Here is a 20,697-nt window from a genome sequence, read left to right as displayed (position 1 = left end):
CGTAGGGAATCCGGCGGCCACATCCGTAACCGCGGGGCGACGAGGGCGACACCGATGAAGTTCAAGTACGGCATGCTCATGCCGCTGCTCGCCCTGTTCGCTGTGGCCGTCGGATTCCCGCTCTGCTACGCGGCCTACCTGTCGCTGACCAACTACAAGCTGACCGACCGCAAACAACCCGGTTTCGTCGGCGCGCAGAATTTCACCGACGCCCTGACGAACTCGTCGTTCTGGGAGGCCTTCGCCACCACCGCGATCTACGTGGTGATCGCGGTGACCGCCGAACTGGTGATCGGTTTCGCCCTGGCACTGGCGCTGCATCAGCAGCGCTGGGCCAAGGACCTGTCCCGGGCCATCGTGCTGGCCCCGATGTTCATCACCCCGATCGCGGTCGGGCTGATCTTCCGGTTCCTGCTCAACGACCAGATCGGCGCGGTACCGGCGCTGCTGCACGCGGTAGGGGCCGACTACGACTTCTTCGGCGCCGGCCGGGCCCTGCTGACCCTGGCGTTCATCGACGTCTGGCAGTGGACACCGTTCATGGTGCTGCTGATCCTGGCCGGCTTGGAGTCGATGCCCAAGCAACCCATGGAGGCCGCCCGGGTCGACGGCGCCGGGCCGGTCTACCGGCTGCGCCGGGTACTGATCCCGATGCTCGCCCCGGTACTCACCGTGGCGGTGCTGCTGCGGGGCCTGGACGCCCTGCGGGTCTTCGAATACGTCTACGCCACCACCCGCGGCGGCCCGGGCACCGAGACCCAAACCCTGCAGTACTACATGTATCTCGAAGGCATCCAGTTCTTCCGGCTCGCGCAGGCCAGCGCCATGGCCTTCATCGTGCTGGCGGTGGTGCTGGTGGTGATCGTGCTGGCGTTCCGCACCATGGAACGCAGCCGGGCCTCGGAAAGGACCGTCCGATGACCCGACCCCGCGGGCTGGAGATCCTGCGTCTCGCCGTGCTCACCGCGGCGTTCGTGTTCGTCCTGTTCCCCATCCTCTGGGTGGCGCTGGCGAGTTTCAAGACGCCCGAACAGATGTCGGAGCCGTTCCTGCTCGCCTTCGCTCCCAGCCTGGCCAACTGGCAGAACGTGCTGGATTCCGGTGTCTTCGCCGCCGCCGGCCGCAGCGCGCTGGTCGGCATCATCACGGTGTCGATCAGCCTGGTGGTCGGCAGCATGGGCGCCTACGTCATCGCCAAGTACCGGGCCGGCGGATCATTGACCCGGTTCGGCATGCTCGCCGCCCAGGTGGTTCCGCCTGCGGTGATGGTGTTCCCGTTCCTGACCATGGCGCATGCGCTGCGGTTGACCGACACCCTGGCGCCGGTGATCTTCGCGCATCTGTCCTTCGTGCTGCCGCTGGTCACCTGGTTTCTGATCGGCTTCTTCGAGGCCGTTCCCGCCTCATTGGAGGAACAGGCCCGGGTCGACGGGTTCACCCGCTGGCAGGCTTTCCGGATGGTGGTGCTGCCGCAGGTGTATCCGGGTATCGGCGCCGCGGGCATCTTCGGGTTCACTCTGTCGTGGAACGACCTGTTCTACGGGCTGATCCTGGCACCCGGCAACGCGGCGATCCTGCCGGTGGCCATCGCGAACTTCAACACCTTCCGCGGTGTGCAGATCGGCACCATGAGCGCCGCGATCATGATCGCGATCGTCCCGGTGGTGATCGCCAGCTTCTTCATCCAGCGACGCTTGGTCCAGGGGATCAGCGGCGGCGCGGTCAAGTACTAGACAAGCAAGGATTCGGATATGGCAGCGGTGAAGTTTTCCAAGGTCGGAAAGTCCTACGGGACAACGACTGTGGTCTCCGATCTCGACCTGGAGCTGGCCGACGGCAGCATGACGGTACTGGTCGGCCCGTCCGGCTGCGGTAAGACCACGTCGTTGCGGATGCTGGCCGGGTTGGAAGAGATCACTTCCGGCAGCATTCATATCGGCGACCGGGATGTGACGGCCTTGGAACCCAAGGAACGCGATATCGCCATGGTGTTCCAGAACTACGCCCTCTACCCGCACCTGACGGTTCGGGAGAACATCGCCTTCCCGTTGCGGGCCAAGCGGATTGCGCGCGCCGAGGCGTTGCGGCGGGCCGATGAGATCGCCGAGTCACTCGGCCTGGGCAAGCTGGTCGAGCGCAAGCCCAAGGATCTGTCCGGCGGGCAGCAGCAGCGCGTCGCGATCGGCCGGGCCATCATCCGTGAACCCGCGGTGTTCCTGTTCGACGAGCCGCTGAGCAACCTCGACGCCAAGCTGCGGGTGGAGACCCGCACCGAACTGCTGCGGCTGCAGCGCAAGCTGGGCATCACCGCGCTGTACGTGACCCACGACCAGGAAGAGGCGATGACGCTGTCGGACCGCATCGTGGTGATGCGCGACGGGCGCATCGCCCAGGCCGGCCCGCCCGAGGAGGTCTACCGGCACCCGGCCGACACCTTCGTCGCCACCTTCGTCGGCAGCCCGAAGATGAACCTGATCGACGGCGCGGTCAGCGGCGGCGAGCTGCGCACCTCCTCCGGGGTGCGCATCACGGTCGGCGGGCCGGACGCCGGGGCGGTGACGATCGGGATGCGCCCCGACGACGTCATCCTCACTCCGCACACCGGCAAGGGCACCAATGACGGCCTCGCCTCGGTGGAACTCGTGGAACTACTCGGGCCGCGTGCCATTGTCACGGTGCGCGCCGCCGATCAGCAGGTCACAAGCGTGGTTGAGGCCGCGTCCTTGAGCGACATCACGCCGGGCGCCACCGTACGGCTCTCGGCCCGCGCTGTGCACCGCTTCGACGTGGCCACCGGACTGCGGATCGAGGACTGACACCCGCGCCTGCCGGGGCTCAGAACCCGCGGTGCGACAGCGGGCCCAGCCCGAAGCGCTCCAGCGCGCCCTCCACGCCGACCGAGAACCGCCGCTCGGCATCCTCCCGATCGATCCGATCGAGCTGGCGGAAACCCAGTCCCGGCTCCACCAGTTCGAGTTCCAGCAGCCGGGGATCCTCCGGGCCGCCGATCACGTCGACCCGCGCGTACAGAAGATCCTGCGGCTCAAGGTCGAACATGCGAATCACCGCGTCGATCGCCAGGCGACCAACCCGCCACACCTCGTCGTCAGGATCGGCCGGCGACAGCGACTCCTGCGCGTAGGTACCGGTCTCCTCGAACTCGGGTGATTGTCCGGCCGGCGGCAGGATCGGCCCCTTGGTGAACGCGTGGGACTCCTCGCCGCCCAGGAACACCAGCGCAGTCTCGCCGTCGGCTATCCGCGGGTCATACGGCTGCACCAGTACCGCACGGCCCTTGGCCTGCAGTGCCGCCGCGTGGGCCAGGGCCTCGGAGGCGTCGACGAAGCGCTGCGCTCCAGTCGAGCCGGCACCCACCGCGGGCTTCACCACCACTTCACCGTCGGGCACGATGACCTGTTCACCGACCGCGAAGTATCCGGTCGGAACCACCGGAACCCCCATGCTGTGCAGATCATCGAGGTAGCGCTTGTCCGCGTTCCACTCCACGATCTCTGCCGAGTTGAGCACGTGCGGCACGGATCGGGTCCAGGCCAGGAACTCGTCGAGACGCTCGGTGTAGTCCCAGGTGGCCCGCAGGATCACCAGATCGGCGTCGAGCGTGGCCGGGTCGTCCCACGGCAGCCAGCGGGCATGCAGACCGCGGTTGCGCAGCGCCCTCACCAGGCCGGCGTCGTCGCCGTCCCCGTCAGGCAGTGCCGCGCAGCCGGCCAACACGATGCGGGGATGGAACACATCCGGACGGGCGAGCTTCACCCCCGCGATGATAGGTGTGGATGATGGATGGCGTGTATGCCATCGAAGTTGCCGAGACCGGCGGACCCGAAGTCCTGAGCTACGTCGAGCGGCCCGAGCCCTCCCCTGGCCCCGGCGAGGTCCTGATCAAGGCCGAGGCCATCGGCGTCAACTTCATCGACACCTACTTCCGGTCCGGGTTGTATCCCCGTGACCTGCCGTTCGTCGTCGGGTCTGAAGTCTGCGGCACTGTCGCCGCCGTCGGTGACGATGTCGCCGCACTGGCCGTCGGTGACCGCGTGGTCACCGCCAACGCGACCGGCGCCTACGCCGACTTCTGCGTCGCCCCAGCAGATTTCGTCGCCTACGTGCCTGACGGTGTGGCTCCCGACGCGATCGCGTCGGCACTGCTGAAGGGCATGACCGCGCACTACCTGATCAAGTCCACCTATCCTGTCCAGCCGAGCGACACGGTGCTGGTGCATGCCGGGGCCGGCGGCGTCGGCCTGATCCTCACCCAGTGGGCCACCAGCATCGGCACCCGCGTGATCACGACGGCCTCGACGCCGGAGAAGGCCGAGTTGTCGCGGCAGGCCGGCGCGATCGAGGTGCTCGAGTACCCCGAGGATGCGACCGAATTCGGGGACAAGATCCGCGACCTCACCGGCGGGGCGGGCGTCGCCGCTGTCTACGACGGGGTAGGCGCAACGACGTTCGACGCCAGCCTGGACAGCCTCGCGGTGCGTGGCACGCTGGCCCTGTTCGGGGCGGCCAGCGGTCCGGTGCCCCCGGTGGACCCGCAACGGCTCAACGCGGCAGGCTCGGTGTTCCTGACCCGGCCGACGCTGACCCACCACACCCGCACTCCCGACGAATTCTCCTGGCGTGCAGGCGAATTGATCAACGCCATCGCGGACGGGTCGATCACCATCACCGTCGGCGGTCGCTACCCGCTGGCCGAGGCGGCCCAGGCCCACACCGACCTGCAGGGCCGCAAGACCGTCGGCTCGGTCGTGCTGGTGCCCTAGACCGGCTGCGCGTCGGGGAACGTCCACGACCCGTCGAGGATCTCCGGTCTCGGCCGGTACAGCCGGACGAGGTAGTTCCAGCCTTCGGTGACCGGCAACAGGTTGGCCGCACCGGTACCACCGAACTGCACCGTGGTCGCGCCGTCGGGATCCTTGACCGCGGTGACGTTGTTCACCGAGTAGGCGTTCTGCGGGTTCGGCGTGAAATAGCCGTCCTTGTTGTAGACCGTCACCGACCAGAATCCGTCCACCGGGACGTCTTTCACGGTCAGCCGGTGCACCGTGGCGCCGTCGTTACGCGGTGGCACCACTGTGAGATACAGCGCGTCACGTTCCGGATTGCCGCCCCAGGCGAACGCCGAGCCGATCAGGTGGCGTACGGGCTCCACCGCATACCTGGGCCCGAACATTGATTTGGTGTCGGCAAGGGTGGTCGACAGGGTGATGAGTGCGTCCCGAACCGTCTTCTGGCTGACCGGATCCCGCTGCGGGATCTCGAAGAAGCCCCGCTCGACCTGTGATACGCCGATCGCGTCCTGCAGTGCGTGCACGGCGGCCAGATCTGCGGTGTCGGCGGGATCGGCCAGGATGCGTACCGCCGCGGCCGCATATCGGGTGTCCACGGAGTCGCGACTGAACGTCAGCTCGGCCGGCGCGTAGACGACGTTGGTGGTGTAGTGGTCCTCGCTGATGATCTGCAGTGACATGAACCTGCCCCCGCCGTCGGGCAGCGTGACGGTGACGGGTCCGGCGTCGAGATCGAACACCGCCGCGGAGTAGAGGGTGTCGCGGTTCTGCCGGATGACGATCTGATGGTCGATCGAGCTCATCTCACGGTTGTGGAAGAACTGCCCGAAGCCGCCGTCGTTGACGATGTTGGCGAAGTACAGGTCGGATTCGGCTCGCGCGAAGTTGTCGGAGCTCACCAATTCGGTCATGGCCCCAACGCTGCCACACCGAGGAAGTGCCAGCAGCGGTTCGCGGGCCTAGTGACCGAAGATCGTCGGCAGCGCGAGCGCCGAGTCGATCGCCAGCGCGCAGAACACCACGGCCAGGTAGTTGTTCGACTGCAGGAACAACCGCAGCGGCTTGACGGGTTCGCCGCGCTTCACCCCGGAGTACAGCTGGTGCGCCATCACCAGGAACCACGCGCCCGCAAGCAGCGCCACAGCGCCGTACAGCCATCCGGTAGCCAGCGCCAGCGCCAGCGTGGTGAGGACTGTCAACCAGGTGTAGATCAGGATCTGACGGGTGACCTGACGCTCCGTGGCCACGGCGGGCAACATCGGCACCCCGGCTGCCTTGTAGTCATCCTTGTAACGCATCGCCAGCGCCCAGGTGTGTGGCGGCGTCCAGAAGAAGATGATCAGGAACATCACCAATGCCGGCCATTGGATAGTGCCGGTCACCGCGGACCAGCCGATCATCACCGGCATGCAGCCGGCCGCCCCGCCCCACACCACGTTCTGCGAGGTGCGGCGCTTGAGCAGCAAGGTGTAGACGAAGACGTAGAACGCGATCGTGGCCACCGCCAGCACCCCGGACAGCAGATTCGACGTCCAGGTCAGCCAGCAGAACGAGGTCACTGACAGCACCAGCCCGAAGATGAGTGCGTGCCGCGTCGGGACCGCGGCCTGCGCCAACGGTCGGCGAGCGGTGCGCTTCATCACCTTGTCGATGTCGGCGTCGGCCACACAGTTGAGCGTGTTGGCGCCGGCCGCGGCAAGCATGCCGCCCACCAACGTGTTCAGGATCAGGAGTGGGTCAACGGTCCCACGGGCCGCCAGCAACATGGCCGGAATGGTGGTGACCAGCAACAACTCGATCACACGTGGCTTGGTCAACGCCAAATACGACAAGAGGGTGGATCGTATTCGGCTCGGCGCCCCATGGATGAGCCGGCGCTCGCGAATGCTCACGCAAATAACTCCTCGGGTGGCGTCACGCGGCTTCTACTACACACGATGGTAGACCGCCGCCCGCACACCTCAGCACCGCAGGGTCTGTTCGGGGCAACAACCGGGTAAACGAGCGGCTATCGGTGCGAGAACCAGTCTGCATCGGATGACTCCGCCCCACTAGGGTGTTTGTCGTAGCAGCATGGCAACTGCGCGCATGTGCCAGCAGATAGATGACGAGGAAGTGAGCTTAGTGACCACCGCCGAAGAGATCACCGCACTCACCCAGCCCAACCACCCAGATGACTGGACCGAAGTCGACAGCGTTGCCGTCGACACCGTCCGGGTGCTTGCGGCTGACGCGGTGCAGAAGGTCGGCAACGGCCACCCGGGAACCGCGATGAGCCTGGCACCGCTGGCCTACACGCTGTTCCAGCGGCAGCTCCGACACGATCCCAGCGATACCCACTGGATAGGCCGGGACCGTTTTGTGCTGTCCTGTGGGCATTCCAGCCTCACCCTGTACATCCAGCTGTACCTCGGCGGTTTCGGCCTGGAGCTGGCCGACATCGAGGCGCTGCGCACCTGGGGCTCGCTGACTCCGGGCCATCCCGAGTACCACCACACCAAGGGTGTGGAGATCACCACCGGCCCGCTGGGCCAGGGTCTGGCGTCGGCCGTCGGGATGGCGATGGCCGCCCGCTACGAGCGCGGCCTGTTCGATCCCGACACCGCCGCGGGTGAGAGCCCCTTCGACCACTACATCTATGTGGTGGCCTCCGACGGCGACATGGAAGAGGGCGTCACCAGCGAAGCCTCGTCGCTCGCGGGCACCCAGCAGCTCGGCAACCTCATCGTGTTCTGGGACGACAACAAGATCTCCATCGAGCACAACACCGACATCGCGCTGAGCGAGGATGTGCCCGCGCGCTACCGCGCCTACGGTTGGCACGTCCAGGAGGTCGAGGGCGGCGAGAACGTCGTGGGCATCGAGCAGGCGATCGCCGAGGCCAAGAAGGTGACCGACAAGCCGTCGTTCATCGCGCTGCGCACCATCATCGGCTACCCCGCCCCCACCAAGATGAACACCGGTGGCGTGCACGGCTCGGCGCTGGGCGCCGACGAGGTGGCCGCGACCAAGAAGATCCTCGGCTTCGACCCCGACAAGACCTTCGAGGTGCGCGACGATGTCATCGCCCACACCCGTGAGCTGGTGACCCGCGGCAAGAAGGCGCACGCCGATTGGCAGGTCACCTTCGATGCCTGGGCCGAGCGCGAGCCCGAGCGCAAGGAGCTGCTGGACCGGCTGCAGGCACAAAAGCTCCCCGAGGGCTGGGACGCCGAGCTGCCGCACTGGGACCTCGATTCCAAGCCGGTGGCCACCCGCGCCGCCTCCGGGGCCGTCCTGGCCGCCGTCGGCCAGACGCTGCCCGAGCTGTGGGGCGGTTCCGCCGACCTCGCCGGCAGCAACAACACCACGATCAAGGGCGCGAATTCGTTCGGGCCGCCGTCGATCTCGACCGAGGACTGGAATGCGACCTGGTACGGCCGCACCCTGCACTTCGGTATCCGTGAGCACGCGATGGGCGCGATCCTGTCCGGCATCGTGCTGCACGGTCCGACCCGGCCCTACGGCGGGACGTTCCTCCAGTTCTCGGATTACATGCGGCCGGCCGTGCGTTTGGCCTCATTGATGAACATCGATCCGATCTACGTCTGGACGCACGATTCGATCGGCCTCGGCGAGGACGGCCCGACGCATCAGCCGATCGAGCACCTGGCAGCGTTGCGCGCGATCCCGAACCTGTCCGTCGTACGACCGGGTGACCCGAACGAGACCGCCTACGCGTGGAAGACCGTGCTGGAGCGCACCGCCAGCACCGGCCCGGTGGGGTTGATCCTGACCCGCCAGGGCGTCCCGGTGATCGAGGGCACCAGCGCCGAAGGCGTGGCCCGCGGTGGCTATGTGCTCGGCGGCACCCCCGGCGAGAACCCCGACGTGGTGATCATCGCCACGGGCTCCGAGCTCCAACTCGCCGTCGCAGCGCAGAAGCTGTTGGCGGACAAGGAGATCAACGCGAGCGTGGTGTCGATGCCGTGTGTCGAGTGGTTCGAATCGCAGCCCGAGGAGTACCGCGATTCGGTGCTACCGCCTGCGGTTTCGGCCCGGGTGGCGGTCGAGGCCGGAGTGGCGCAGAGTTGGTACAAGCTGGTCGGAGACACCGGCGAGATCGTCTCGATCGAGCACTACGGCGCCTCCGCCGACGACAAGACGCTGTTCCGCGAGTTCGGTTTCACCCCCGAGGCCGTGGCGGCCGCGGCGGAACGCTCCCTGGACAACTGACAGACGACTAGCAGGAGAAGGCGAACATGACTCAGAACCCGAACCTCGCGGCGCTGAGCGCCGCGGGTGTATCCGTCTGGCTCGACGATCTGTCGCGCGAGCGGCTGCAGACCGGAAATCTGCAGAATCTGATCGATACCCGCAGCGTCGTGGGCGTCACCACCAACCCGTCGATCTTCCAGGCAGCGCTGTCCAAGGGCACTGCCTACGACGCCCAGGTCAAGGAACTGGCCGAGCGGGGAGCCGACGTCGACGCCACCATCCGCACCGTCACCACCGATGACGTCCGCAATGCCTGCGATGTCCTGGCCAAGCAGTACGAGGCCTCCAACGGCATCGACGGCCGGGTGTCCATCGAGGTGGATCCACGGCTGGCGCACGACACCGACAAGACGATCCTGCAGGCGATCGAGCTGTGGAAGATCGTCGACCGGCCCAACCTGCTGATCAAGATTCCTGCGACCCTTGCCGGGCTGCCGGCAATCACCGCGGTGATCGCCGAAGGCATCTCCGTCAACGTCACGCTGATCTTCTCGGTCGAACGCCACCGGGCCGTCATGGACGCCTACCTGGCGGGCTTGGAAAAGGCCAAAGAGGCCGGCCACGATCTGTCCAAGATCCACTCGGTCGCGTCGTTCTTCGTGTCCCGCGTGGACACCGAGATCGACAACCGGCTCGAAAAGATCGGCTCCGACGAGGCTTTGGGCCTGCGCGGCAAGGCCGGCGTGGCCAACTCGCGCCTGGCCTACGCAGCCTACGAAGAGGTTTTCGGGGGCGACCGTTTCGCAGCGCTCAAGGGCGACGGTGCCCGCGTTCAGCGCGTGCTGTGGGCCTCGACCGGCGTCAAGAATCCGGACTACTCCGACACGCTCTATGTCACCGAGCTGGTCGCCGCCCACACGGTGAACACCTTGCCGGAGAAAACGCTCGAAGCCGTCGCCGACCACGGCAAGATCGCCGGCGACACCATCACCGGGACTGCGGCGGCATCGCAGGAGACCTTCGACAATCTCAGCGCCGTCGGCATCGACCTGGTCGACGTGTTCAAGGTGCTCGAAGACGAAGGTGTGGAGAAGTTCGAGAAGTCGTGGCAGGAACTGCTCGACGCGACACAGGGCCAACTCGACGCCGCCAAGAAATGACCGCTTGCAGCGGTAGGCCGGCCGACTGGGTGAACCCGCTGCGGGACAAGCGCGACAAGCGCATGCCCCGTATTGCGGGGCCCTGTGCGGTCGTCATCTTCGGCGTGACCGGGGACCTGGCGCGCAAGAAGTTGATGCCGGCGATCTACGACCTGGCCAACCGCGGATTGTTGCCGCCGGGTTTTGCGCTCGTCGGCTTCGCCCGTCGCGACTGGGCGGACGAGGACTTCGGCAAGGTCGTCTACGACGCGGTCAAACAGCACGCCCGCACCCCGTTTCGTCAGGAGGTCTGGGACCGCCTGGCCGAGGGATTCCGGTTCGTGCAGGGCACTTTCGACGACGACGCATCCTTCGAGCGGCTAAAGGACACGCTGCACAAGCTCGACACCGAGCGCGGCACCGGCGGCAATCACGCGTTCTACCTGTCGATTCCGCCGAAGGCGTTCCCCCAGGTCTGTGAACAGCTGTCGAAGTCCGGTTTGGCGGACAAGCCTGACGGCTGCTGGAGCCGGGTCGTGATCGAGAAGCCGTTCGGGCATGACCTCAAGAGCGCCGAGGAACTCAACGGCGTGGTCAACAGCGTGTTCCCGGAGTCGTCGGTGTTCCGCATCGACCACTACCTGGGCAAGGAAACGGTCCAGAACATCCTGGCACTGCGCTTCGCCAATGAGTTGTTCGAGCCGGTGTGGAATTCGCACTACGTCGACAGCGTGCAGATCACCATGGCCGAGGACATCGGGCTCGGCGGGCGTGGAGGCTACTACGACGGTGTCGGTGCGGCCCGCGACGTCATCCAGAACCACCTGCTGCAGCTGCTGGCGCTGACCGCGATGGAAGAGCCGGTGAGTTTCTCCCCTGCCGAGCTGCAGACCGAGAAGATAAAGGTGCTCTCGGCCAGCCGGTTGGCCGAGCCGCTCGACGAGACCACCTCGCGCGGCCAGTATGCGGCGGGCTGGCAGGGCGGCGAGAAGGTCGTCGGCCTGCTCGACGAGGAGGGATTCTCCAAGACGTCCACCACGGAGACGTTCGCGGCCATCACGGTCGACGTCGACACCCGCCGGTGGGCCGGAGTGCCGTTCTATCTGCGTACCGGAAAGCGCCTGGGCCGCAGGGTGACCGAGATCGCCCTGGTGTTCAAGCGGGCGCCACACCTGCCGTTCGACGCCACCATGACCGAGGAACTCGGCCAGAATGCACTGGTGATCCGGGTGCAGCCGGACGAGGGCATCACGTTGCGCTTCGGGTCGAAGGTGCCCGGCAACGCGATGGAGGTCCGCAATGTCAGCATGGACTTCTCCTACGGGTCGGCCTTCGCCGAGGACTCGCCCGAGGCCTACGAGCGGTTGATCCTCGACGTCCTGCTCGGGGAGCCGTCATTGTTCCCGGTCAATGCCGAGGTCGAATTGGCATGGAAGATCCTGGATCCCGCGCTGGACTACTGGGCATCGCACGGAAAACCGGACTCGTACGAATCGGGCACCTGGGGTCCGGAGTCCGCATTCGAGATGCTGCGGCGCTCAGGCCGTGAATGGAGGCGGCCGTAATGATTCTCGATATGCCCGACACCAATACCGGCGCGATCAACAAGAAGATCGTGGCGCTGCGGGAAGAGGGCGGCGCCATCACCTTGGGTCGCGTCCTGACCCTGGTCGTCGCACCGGATACCGAAGCGTTACTGGAAGATTCGATCGAGGCGGCAAATGCTGCCAGCCGCGAGCACCCGTGCCGGGTGATCGTGGTGATCCCCGGTGACCGGTTCGCCACCGAAGCACGCCTCGACGCGCAGCTGCGGGTGGGCCGCGATGCCGGCTCGAACGAGGTCGTCGTGCTGCGACTGTCCGGTCCACTGGCCGGCCACGCCAGCAGCGTCGTTATGCCGTTCCTGCTGCCGGACACCCCGGTGGTCACGTGGTGGCCCGATGTCGCACCAGCCATACCGGCGCAGGATCCCCTGGGCCAGTTGGCAGTTCGACGGATCACCGATGCCACCAACGTCGAGGACCCGCTGGGCACGATCAAGGGCCGGCTCAAGGGCTACACCCCAGGCGACACCGACCTGGCCTGGAGCCGCGTCACGTACTGGCGTGCGTTGCTCACCTCGGCCGTCGACCAGGCGCCGTACGAGCCGATCACCGCGGCCCTGGTGTCCGGGCTGAAAGACGAGCCTGCGCTGGACATCATGGCGGGATGGCTGGCCAGCCGGATCGACGGTCCGGTGACCCGCGCGGTAGGCGAGCTCAAGGTCGAACTGACCCGGCCCAGCGAAACCATCACGTTGAGCCGACCGCAGGAAGGCGTCACCGCGAAACTGACCCGCACCGGACAGCCGGAAGCGTCAATTCCGTTGGCCCGCAGGGAGGCTCGCGACTGCCTGGCCGAGGACATGCGCCGCCTCGACGCGGACGAGATCTACTACGACGCACTACGAGGAATCGACAAGGTCCAGTACGTATGAGCACTGTTATCGAGCGTTACGCCGACGCCGACGCGTTGGTGGCCGCCGCCGGAGATCGGTTGGTGACTGCCATCAAATCGTCCATCTCTGCGCGAGGTCATGCAAACATCGTGCTCACCGGCGGAGGCACGGGAATCGGTCTGCTCAAACGCGTGGGTGAGCACGGCGACGAGATCGACTGGTCGAAGGTGCACGTCTATTGGGGCGACGAACGGTTCGTACCGCAGGACGACGACGACCGCAATGACAAGCAGGCCCGCGAGGCACTGTTGGACCATGTCGGGATCTCGGACGTCAACGTGCACGCGATGGCTGCCAGCGATGGCGAATTCGGTGACGACCTCACCGCAGCCGCCGCCGGTTACGCACAGCTGCTGGCCGCCAACTTCGACGCTCCAGGACCCGAGTTCGACGTGCATCTGCTCGGCATGGGCGGCGAAGGACATATCAACTCGCTGTTTCCCGACACTGCCGCGGTGCGTGAAACCGACCGCATGGTGGTGGGTGTGCCGGACTCCCCCAAGCCACCGCCACGCCGGATCACGTTGACGCTGCCCGCGATTCGTAACTCACGCGAGGTGTGGCTGGTGGTGTCCGGTGAGGCCAAGGCCGACGCGGTCGCCGCCGCGATCGGTGGTGCGAATCCGGTGGACATCCCCGCCGCGGGCGCGATCGGCCGCGATCGGACAGTGTGGTTGCTCGACGAGGCTGCCGCAAGCAAGCTCTGAGCAGACCGGCTAGTCGTCAGTGCGGCCACCGCGCCGCTCAGTCGTGGCGTCGGCCAAAGCCTCGGCGTAGCCGGCCAGGTAATCGGCCACTTCATGATTCGTCGCACCCCCGTCGGCCGTCACGACCGGCCGCGCTCGGTGTTCACAGAATTGCCGCACAGCCATTCAGACGCGGTTCGGCCACGTTTGGTTCCGTACCGGCCATACTGATCGGTATGGCAGACAAAGGGGATGGTCGCGCCCGCCCGAATTCCGGGCGTCAGAGAATTCGGACATTGACGCAGGCCGCGCTCAACGCCGACATGACCGTGGAGCAGGTCGACACCCTGCTCACCGATCTGAGCACCACCCTGGTCGACCTCAACAAGTCGACCGGCGGCCTCGATGCCACCCTGGACCGGTTCAACGACACCATCACGCGCATCGATGAGCTCGCGCCCCGCCTCATCGGCGTCGTCGAGCGCCTGGAATCGATCGTGGATCGCGTCGAGGTCATCGTCGGGATCGGCGAAGCCGTGATGTCGCCGCTGGCAGCAACGGAGAACGCGGTGCGCGGAATGATCAGCCGGGTCCGCAAGAGCACAGGTCTCTAGGGCGGGCTCAACCGGCACCTCGGTTACAGTGGTCGCCATGGGTGCCGGATTCGATCGAGCAGACGCACATCCCGTGCGTGTTGCGGCGTCGTTCGCACCCAGTTTGCTGGCGTCGATCTGGAACCGGGCGCGCCTGGCGCCGCTGAAGAGGATCTCGGGTTAGCTCTCGCTGCCCATTTGATCCTGCTATCAGCTTCGAGGCGTCATGAAGCCGTCCCTATATGCCGTTGCGGCATCGCTCTACCTCACCGAATACACCCTCTACTCCAACTCGTCGTCGGCTGTGCTGTTGAACTCGGCGATTGCCGACTACTTCGGCATCCCGTTCTCACAGGCCGCCTACATCGGCGTAGCGTTCCTGGCCGGATTCTGTCTGGCGTTGCTACCCGCCGGCCTGCTGTCGCACCGCTACCGGCCGTCGACCGCATTCTTCGCCAGTTCGGCGGTGCTGGCCGTTCTCGGTATCGCCGCCGGCCTCAGCCCGCAGTTCTGGGTCCTCATCGCGTTGCGGTTCTTGCAGGGCATCGCCTCGGCAGTGCTCGCACCCCAGATATTCCGGATCATCCGGGCGCAGTTCTATCCCCACCACCACTCGGCGGTCCTGGGCACCTGGGGTCTGGTGGTGTCGGCATCCGCACTGTGTTCACCGCTGATCACCGCGTGGCTCAACGATCTGTGGGGCTGGCGTTCGTTCCCCTACGAGACGGTGGTGGCCACCGTCGTGGCGATGGCGCTGTTGGCCATCTCGCCGGGGACGGAAGACGCCGCCGACGACGGCGCCACGACCCGACGGGTGGGCACCCCGGTGGTGGCTCTCGCGGTGGTTCAACTGGCGATCTTCCTGGCGATCGGAGTGTCCACCGCGCTCCATACCAAGGTGACGTTGCTTGTGGTGTCCATCCTGCTCGGGATCGCCGTGATCATTCTGCGCAGCCGGTCCCAGACGCGGGTCCTGTCGGGAAGCCTGGTCGTGGTCTTCGTGGCGGGTATCGCGACCAATGTGTTCACCCTCTCGGTGGTGTATGTCCTACAACAGGTGCGCGGGCTGGATTCGTATGGCTCGGCACTGTTCCTGTTGCCGATGGCGTTCTTCGCCGGGCTGATCCCGATGCTGAAATTCGGCAGGCCCGGAGGCAATCGGAAGAACACCCGGCTGGTGTGCGTCGGCTCGGCATTCCTGATCGTGGCCGGTCTGAGTCTGTTCGGACACGTGCCGCTGGGTAGTGCCGCGTTGATGGGCTGCGCGATGGGGTTCCTGTGGAGCTCATTGGCCAGCAATGTGCTGACCAATTCGACAGAGATACCGTTCGATTCCAGCCTGTACCACTACCTTCGGGCGCTGGGCGCCGCGATCGGAGTGGCGACCGGGGCGACGATGATCGACGGTCTCGGCACCGAACTGTTCACCGGCGCGGCCGCGGTGGTGACGGTGGTCGGGCTGGTCGCGACGCTGGCGGCTCGTTCAGCGTGGCAGACAACGAGATTGGCGCCGGTGTGATGATGCGCAACCTCACGTTCGGCTGGCCCACCCACCAGCTCACCGACGATCCGCGGCTGGCCTACAACAGCATCTCGAAGACATATTGCCGGCTGATCTATGAGAGCCTGCTCGACATCGATCCGGACACCGGGAAGCTCCTACCCTGGCTGGCCTCCTCGTGGCACTACCACGACCCCCTGACCCTCGACCTGTCGATTCGCCCCGACCGGTGTTTCTCCGACGGCACACCGCTGACCCCGGACGCCGTCGCACAGACCTTCGCCGACATCACTGCGCTCAAAGACGTTTCACCGCGTCCTGCCGCGGTGACGATGCTCACCGGGCTCGGCTCGGTCGAGGCGGGGACCGACACCGTGACGTTTCACTTCGTACATCACAATGCGGCGTTCCTGCGGTCGTTGGCCAGTGTCAACCTGGCGATCCGCAACACGCAGGGGCTGGGTACCGGCCGATGGCATCCGGTCCCCGGCGGGGTGAGCGACGGATCACGCAGATTGACGTTCGAGCAGGCCGACATCGGTGACCTGTACGCCGGGCCGATCGATGGCTACCGCCGCGCCGAAATACACAACCCCGGTATCAGTTACGGATTGTGTCCCAACGCTTCCCGCGGTCCGCTGACCGACCCCCGCGTTCGGCGTGCGCTGTCTCTGCTGACAGACCGCCCCGCGCTACAGCCGATCCTCGATGCCGAGGGATATTCCGTCGCCTCGTCGGTGTTCACCCCGACGACCGATGGGTACCGTGACTGCTCTGCCGAGCTGGCCTACGATCCGGTGACGGGCCTCCGGCTCCTGGCCGCCGCAGGCGCGCAGCGGCTTTCGTTCGAGGTGGTGTTCAACAGTACGTTCTCCCCCATCGACGCCGCTGTCCTCACCCAGGTCGCCGCACAGTGGAGAGAACACGGCATCGAGCTGGTCCTCGCCGACGTCGACTTCCCGGAGCTGCGTAACCGCCAGGAGACCGGAGACTACGACTTCCGGTTCTTCTACTTCACCGGCAGCGACCCCGATCTGCTGCGCTACCAGTTCGCCGTGAGCCAGCGAAACATGAACCGCCGCACCGGATCAAATGAGCTGGACATCCTGCTCGACTCCCAGCTCAGGTGTGCGGACTCCGAAGCCCGAGGCGAGCTGGTGGACGACATCCAGCGCCAGATCCTCACCGGCGGCCTGTGGCTGCCGCTCTGCAATGTCCGGACCGTCACCAGCTACCGGCCCGGCGTGCTGTCCGGTGTCTACCTCGACGCCGAAGCCCTGGCCCGGATCCCGTGAACCCGAAAGGAATCTCCATGGACATCGCCATCATCGGCGCCGGCCTCGGTGGCCTGGCAGCCGCCGTCGCCCTGCAGCACCACGGCCATCGTCCGGTCATCTTCGACAAGACCCGTGAACTCGGCGAGGTCGGCGGCCCCCTGGGTATCTCGCCGCAGACACTGCGACTGTTCAGGCAGTGGAACGTTGTCGATGCGTTCGACGTGATCTCCTCGGCCACCCAGTACTTCGAGAACCGCGATCAGCTGGGCCAGTTGGAGAAGATCACCGACTACGCGGCAACGCCCGAGGACGGCGCCGAACACGGCCGGTTCGGCTACGCCGACGCCGACCTTGCTCCCCGCACCGTGCACCGCGCGGATCTGCACAGCCTGCTGGTCTCGGCTGTGGGACCCGAGCGGGTGCGGCTTCGCCACGAACTGTGCGGCATCGCCGAGCGCGACGACCATGTCGAGCTCACCTTCACCAACGGTGAGGTCGTCCGGGCCGGTCTGGTGATCGCAGCCGACGGACTGCGCTCGAAGGCACGGAAGATGTTCAGCGACGACGACATTCACTACTGCGGTTCGGTGATCTTCCGGGCCGTCAGCCCCGCCGACTGTCTTGGGGTAACCAACGACCGATTGCGGTCCTGGCATTCGGCGGACTATGCCAAGCACGTCATCTCCATGCCGGTGCGGGCCGGCAGGCAGGTGGCTGTCGACGCCACCCTCGGGGTGGACGAGCCGCCGCCGCACCTGTGGTCGGCCCAGGCCGATCTGGCGGCACTGGCCGACCAGTTCGACGAGTTCGACCCTGCGGTCGGTCGGATGCTGCGCGCCGCGACGAGCCCGGTCTACATGCATCCGGTGTACGACCGGGATCCGATCGACCGGTGGACCACCGCGCGCGTTGCGCTACTCGGGGATGCGGCACACCCGATGACGCCGTTCGGTGGCCAAGGCGCCAATCAGGCCATCCAGGACGCCGCTGAGCTGGCCACCCAGATCGCCACGGTCCACGACGGCGACCACACCGAAGCACTGCAATGCTATCAACGCGTCAGAACGGAACAGACCGCGGAAATCCAGCGTGCCGCACGCGGTTACGCCGACCGCCGGGCGAGAGTGTCGCTGCGCCTGGACGACATCCTGGTGCGCTAGCCACTATTGCGAAGCGCTGTCGCCAAGCCACTCATGGTGAGCAGGATTCCGCGCTGCACCAGTTCGTCGGTGTCCCCGCCGCGATACCTGCGCAGCAGCTCGACCTGCAGGTGATTGAGCGGCTCCAGGTAGGGGAACCGGTTGAACACCGAACGGGCCAGGGCCGGGTTGTCGGCCAGCAGGTCGTCCTGGCCGGTGATCAGCTTGTACATGTCGATGGTGCGGGCGTGCTCGGCAACGATCTTGTCGAATACCCTGGCCCGCAGTTCCTCGTCGTCGACCAGCTCGGAATACCGTGCCGCCAAACCCATGTCCGACTTGGACAGCACCTGGGCCATGTTCGACAGCACCGTGCGGAAGAACGGCCATCGCTGGTACAGGTCCTGCAACACCGAGACCCGGGCCTCGTCGTCGGCGATCCACTGCGCGAAGGCGGTGCCCGTGCCGTACCAACCGGGCAGCATCACGCGGGACTGGCTCCAGGCGAGCACCCACGGGATGGCCCGCAGATCGGCGATCGAAGTGGTCGGTTTGCGTGAGCTGGGCCGGCTGCCGATATTGAGTGCACCGATCTCGCTGACCGGCGTCGAGGCCTGGAAGTATTCGACGAATCCCGGTGTCTCATGGACCAATTCGGCGTAGGCCCGCTGCGCCAGAGCAGCCAGCTCATCGAGCACCTGGTAGGCGGGTCCGGCTTCATCGCCGAGCCCCTCGACGTCGAGCAGGGTGGATTCCAGCGTCGCGGCCAACAGCGTCTCCAGATTGCGGTGCGCAATCCGAGGCTCCGCGTACTTCGCCGCGATCACCTCGCCCTGCTCGGTGATCCGCAACGAGCCCTTCACCGCGCCGGGCGGTTGTGCCAGGATCGCGTCGTAACTGGGTCCGCCACCACGGCCCACGGTGCCACCCCGTCCGTGGAACAGGCGCAACCGAATCCCGGTGGTGCGCGCCGCTTCGACGAGGTCCAGTTCGGCCCGGTACAGCGCCCAATTGGCCGCCAGGTAGCCGCCATCCTTGTTCGAGTCCGAGTAGCCCAGCATCACTTCCTGATGCTGTCCGCGCGCGGTGACGATGCTGCGGTAGACCGGCAGGGCAAGAGCCGCCTCCAGGACTGCCGAACCCTGCTGCAGATCCTCGATGGTTTCGAACAGCGGCACGATCCCGACCGGTGCGTATACCTCGCCGTGAGCTGCACCCGAAACATCGAGCAGGCCGGCCTCTTTGAGCAGGACCGCCGCTTCGAGTAGATCAGATACCGACTGGCACATGGAGATGATGTAGTTGGGCACGGCCTGCGCGCCGAAGACGCCGACCGCCCGGGTCGCCGCCCCGATGATGTCGAGTTCCTTGCGGGCCAGCTCCGACAGCTCGGCGCCCTCGCCGATCAGCGGGCGACGGGTGGAGATCTCGGCCGCGAGCAGTTCCACCCGCTGCGCTTCGGGCAGGGATGCGTAGTCGGGATGCACCCCGGCCCAGGCGAGCAACTCGGCGACCACCTGCTCGTGCACCTCGGAGTTCTGGCGCATGTCCAGGCCACACAGGTGAAACCCGAAGACCCGCACAGCTTCTCGAAGCCGGGCCAGCCGATCGTCGGCCAGCACCGCGCTACCGTTGGCGCGCAGCGAGACGTCCACCGTGTCGAGGTCGGCCAGGAACTGCTCCGGGGCACGGTAGGCCGTAAGGCCCAGGTCGAGCTCGTGTTCGGGCTCCTCATCGAGGATTTCGTGACCGGTGGCGGTCAGCCGGGCGTGGATCACCCGCAGTGCCCGTCGGTAGGGCTCGTCGCCACGTGCCGGCTCATCGCAGGCATCGGCCAGCAAGGTGAGCTCGTCACTGACCCTTACCAGGCGCGCCGACATCGACAGCTCTTCCTCCAGCGCGGTGAGCTCGGTGAAGTAGTGCGCGAAGGCCATGTGGGCGGCGCGCCCGGTGGCCAGCCGCACCACGCCCGCATCGACATTGGGATTGCCGTCGCGGTCACCGCCGATCCAGCTTCCCGGCCGCAGGATCGGTTGCTCCAGCAGTTCCGCCCCGGGCCAGCGGGCCCGCAACGCGGTGCGCACCTCGGCGTTGACCTGTGGGATGACCTCGAAAAACGCTGCCGGGTAATACCGGAGCCCGGTTTCGATCTCGTCGGAGATCTTGAGTCTCGACAACCGTACGAGCGCGGTCTGCCACAGCGTGAGGATGTGGCGGCGCAACTCGACCTCGATGTCGCGGCCGTCGGCGGTGCGGGTCAGGCCGTGCATGCGCAGCCGCATCAACTCGGTGATCCGGTGCTGGGTGTCGAAGACGGTCCGGCGCCGGGTTTCGGTGGGGTGCGCGGTGATCACCGGCGCGACCAGAGCACCGCTCAAGGCGTCGGCGACGGTCGCCGAACTCAGTTCCGCGGTTGAGATCGCCCGGTCCAGCTTGAGATACGTCGCGTCCAGGCTGCTGTCCTGTGGTGGCTCGCCGGCCGCCACATGAACTGCGCGTCGCCGCTCGCGGTGGATGTCCTCGGCGACGTTGGCCAACAGCGCGAAGTGGGTGAAGGCACGGATCACCGGGATCGCCCGGTGGACATCGATGCCGGAGAACAGGTCGGCCAGCTCGGCCCGGTCGATCTCCGAGCGGCGGACCCGGAAGGATTCCACCCGGGCCCGCTCGACCAGGTCGAAGACCAGGGCTCCGTTCTGTTCGCGCACGGTGTCACCGAGGATCGCACCGAGCAGCCGGATGTCGTCGCGCATCGGCTCGGTGGCCTCACGGCCAACCGGAGTGCGCTGAACCGCACCGATGGGGTCTAGCGCGGTGTCGGGACCGTCAGCCATGTCACCAGTATCGACGTACCGCGGGC

Annotated in this window: 17 protein-coding genes; 13 read left to right on the top strand and 4 right to left on the bottom strand. The window is 66.4% G+C overall.

The window, feature by feature from the left end:
• The first annotated feature begins 54 nt into the window (after positions 1-54).
• Genes AB0I14_RS07775 through ugpC form a run of 3 tightly spaced genes read left to right on the top strand, consistent with a single transcriptional unit; the run spans position 55 to position 2,816 of the window.
• A complete protein-coding gene (locus AB0I14_RS07775) occupies positions 55-921 on the top strand; it encodes a sugar ABC transporter permease (RefSeq protein ID WP_358018312.1) in 867 nt (288 codons plus the stop codon).
• Positions 918-1,733 (top strand): carbohydrate ABC transporter permease, encoded by an 816-nt coding sequence (locus AB0I14_RS07770; RefSeq protein WP_358018309.1) that lies wholly within the window; start codon positions 918-920, stop codon positions 1,731-1,733. The genes AB0I14_RS07775 and AB0I14_RS07770 overlap by 4 nt, the downstream gene beginning before the upstream one ends.
• Before the next feature lie 18 nt (positions 1,734-1,751).
• Positions 1,752-2,816 (top strand): sn-glycerol-3-phosphate ABC transporter ATP-binding protein UgpC, encoded by a 1,065-nt coding sequence (gene ugpC, locus AB0I14_RS07765; RefSeq protein ID WP_358018306.1) that lies wholly within the window; start codon positions 1,752-1,754, stop codon positions 2,814-2,816.
• Positions 2,817-2,835: 19 nt separating this feature from the next.
• Here ugpC and AB0I14_RS07760 read toward each other — a convergent pair whose 3' ends face one another.
• The gene (locus AB0I14_RS07760) at positions 2,836-3,774 is read right to left on the bottom strand and encodes a hypothetical protein (RefSeq protein WP_358018303.1); all 939 of its coding nucleotides are present in this window, start codon (positions 3,772-3,774) and stop codon (positions 2,836-2,838) included.
• Between the two features lie 32 nt (positions 3,775-3,806).
• On the opposite strand from AB0I14_RS07760, the gene AB0I14_RS07755 reads away from it, so the two are divergent.
• On the top strand, positions 3,807-4,781 hold the full coding sequence (locus AB0I14_RS07755) for a quinone oxidoreductase (protein WP_358019034.1): 975 nt from the start codon (positions 3,807-3,809) through the stop codon (positions 4,779-4,781).
• Here the strand turns inward: AB0I14_RS07755 and AB0I14_RS07750 are convergent.
• Entirely contained in the window at positions 4,778-5,707 is a 930-nt protein-coding gene (locus tag AB0I14_RS07750) for a DUF1214 domain-containing protein (RefSeq protein WP_358019031.1), read from the bottom strand. The two genes, AB0I14_RS07755 and AB0I14_RS07750, sit on opposite strands and share 4 nt — an antisense overlap.
• A gap of 60 nt (positions 5,708-5,767) precedes the next feature.
• Positions 5,768-6,700 carry a heme o synthase gene (locus AB0I14_RS07745; RefSeq protein WP_358018300.1) on the bottom strand — a complete coding sequence of 311 codons (933 nt, stop codon included), beginning with the start codon at positions 6,698-6,700 and terminating at the stop codon, positions 5,768-5,770.
• A gap of 232 nt (positions 6,701-6,932) precedes the next feature.
• On the opposite strand from AB0I14_RS07745, the gene tkt reads away from it, so the two are divergent.
• The 9 genes from tkt to AB0I14_RS07700 all read left to right on the top strand — a co-directional run bounded on the left by tkt (position 6,933) and on the right by AB0I14_RS07700 (position 17,858).
• On the top strand, positions 6,933-9,023 hold the full coding sequence (gene tkt, locus AB0I14_RS07740) for a transketolase (protein ID WP_358019028.1): 2,091 nt from the start codon (positions 6,933-6,935) through the stop codon (positions 9,021-9,023).
• Between the two features lie 26 nt (positions 9,024-9,049).
• Positions 9,050-10,165: a transaldolase gene (tal, locus tag AB0I14_RS07735; protein WP_358018297.1), complete on the top strand. Its 1,116-nt coding sequence runs from the start codon at positions 9,050-9,052 to the stop codon at positions 10,163-10,165.
• The gene (gene zwf, locus AB0I14_RS07730; RefSeq protein WP_358018294.1) at positions 10,162-11,709 is read left to right on the top strand and encodes a glucose-6-phosphate dehydrogenase; all 1,548 of its coding nucleotides are present in this window, start codon (positions 10,162-10,164) and stop codon (positions 11,707-11,709) included. Before tal ends, zwf begins: the two co-directional genes overlap by 4 nt.
• Positions 11,709-12,620, top strand: a complete 912-nt coding sequence (gene opcA / locus AB0I14_RS07725; RefSeq protein WP_358018291.1) for a glucose-6-phosphate dehydrogenase assembly protein OpcA — start codon at positions 11,709-11,711, stop codon at positions 12,618-12,620. The genes zwf and opcA overlap by 1 nt, the downstream gene beginning before the upstream one ends.
• Entirely contained in the window at positions 12,617-13,348 is a 732-nt protein-coding gene (gene pgl / locus AB0I14_RS07720) for a 6-phosphogluconolactonase (protein WP_358018288.1), read from the top strand. Before opcA ends, pgl begins: the two co-directional genes overlap by 4 nt.
• Positions 13,349-13,563: 215 nt before the next feature.
• Positions 13,564-13,941, top strand: a complete 378-nt coding sequence (locus tag AB0I14_RS07715) for an ATPase (protein WP_358018285.1) — start codon at positions 13,564-13,566, stop codon at positions 13,939-13,941.
• Positions 13,942-14,146: 205 nt separating this feature from the next.
• Complete coding sequence (locus AB0I14_RS07710; protein WP_358018282.1) at positions 14,147-15,439, top strand: MFS transporter; 1,293 nt, start codon at positions 14,147-14,149, stop codon at positions 15,437-15,439.
• Positions 15,409-16,716, top strand: a complete 1,308-nt coding sequence (locus AB0I14_RS07705) for an ABC transporter substrate-binding protein (RefSeq protein WP_358018279.1) — start codon at positions 15,409-15,411, stop codon at positions 16,714-16,716. Before AB0I14_RS07710 ends, AB0I14_RS07705 begins: the two co-directional genes overlap by 31 nt.
• A gap of 17 nt (positions 16,717-16,733) precedes the next feature.
• Positions 16,734-17,858 (top strand): FAD-dependent monooxygenase, encoded by a 1,125-nt coding sequence (locus AB0I14_RS07700; RefSeq protein ID WP_358018276.1) that lies wholly within the window; start codon positions 16,734-16,736, stop codon positions 17,856-17,858.
• Here AB0I14_RS07700 and ppc read toward each other — a convergent pair.
• Positions 17,855-20,671, bottom strand: a complete 2,817-nt coding sequence (ppc, locus tag AB0I14_RS07695; RefSeq protein ID WP_358018273.1) for a phosphoenolpyruvate carboxylase — start codon at positions 20,669-20,671, stop codon at positions 17,855-17,857. The two genes, AB0I14_RS07700 and ppc, sit on opposite strands and share 4 nt — an antisense overlap.
• Positions 20,672-20,697: the final 26 nt, after the last annotated feature.

This window comes from Mycobacterium sp. NPDC050441, assembly GCF_040655355.1.
Classification (GTDB): Bacteria; Actinomycetota; Actinomycetes; order Mycobacteriales; family Mycobacteriaceae; genus Mycobacterium.
This window is presented reverse-complemented; position numbering and strand designations above follow the sequence as displayed.

Coding starts and splice junctions, on each gene's coding strand:
- AB0I14_RS07710 (WP_358018282.1), top strand. CDS start 14,147: ATGAAGCCGTCCCTATATGCCGTTGCGGCATCGCTCTACCTCACCGAA.
- AB0I14_RS07775 (WP_358018312.1), top strand. CDS start 55: ATGAAGTTCAAGTACGGCATGCTCATGCCGCTGCTCGCCCTGTTCGCT.
- tal (WP_358018297.1), top strand. CDS start 9,050: ATGACTCAGAACCCGAACCTCGCGGCGCTGAGCGCCGCGGGTGTATCC.
- ugpC (WP_358018306.1), top strand. CDS start 1,752: ATGGCAGCGGTGAAGTTTTCCAAGGTCGGAAAGTCCTACGGGACAACG.
- opcA (WP_358018291.1), top strand. CDS start 11,709: ATGATTCTCGATATGCCCGACACCAATACCGGCGCGATCAACAAGAAG.
- AB0I14_RS07770 (WP_358018309.1), top strand. CDS start 918: ATGACCCGACCCCGCGGGCTGGAGATCCTGCGTCTCGCCGTGCTCACC.
- pgl (WP_358018288.1), top strand. CDS start 12,617: ATGAGCACTGTTATCGAGCGTTACGCCGACGCCGACGCGTTGGTGGCC.
- zwf (WP_358018294.1), top strand. CDS start 10,162: ATGACCGCTTGCAGCGGTAGGCCGGCCGACTGGGTGAACCCGCTGCGG.
- AB0I14_RS07715 (WP_358018285.1), top strand. CDS start 13,564: ATGGCAGACAAAGGGGATGGTCGCGCCCGCCCGAATTCCGGGCGTCAG.
- ppc (WP_358018273.1), bottom strand. CDS start 20,671: ATGGCTGACGGTCCCGACACCGCGCTAGACCCCATCGGTGCGGTTCAG.
- AB0I14_RS07700 (WP_358018276.1), top strand. CDS start 16,734: ATGGACATCGCCATCATCGGCGCCGGCCTCGGTGGCCTGGCAGCCGCC.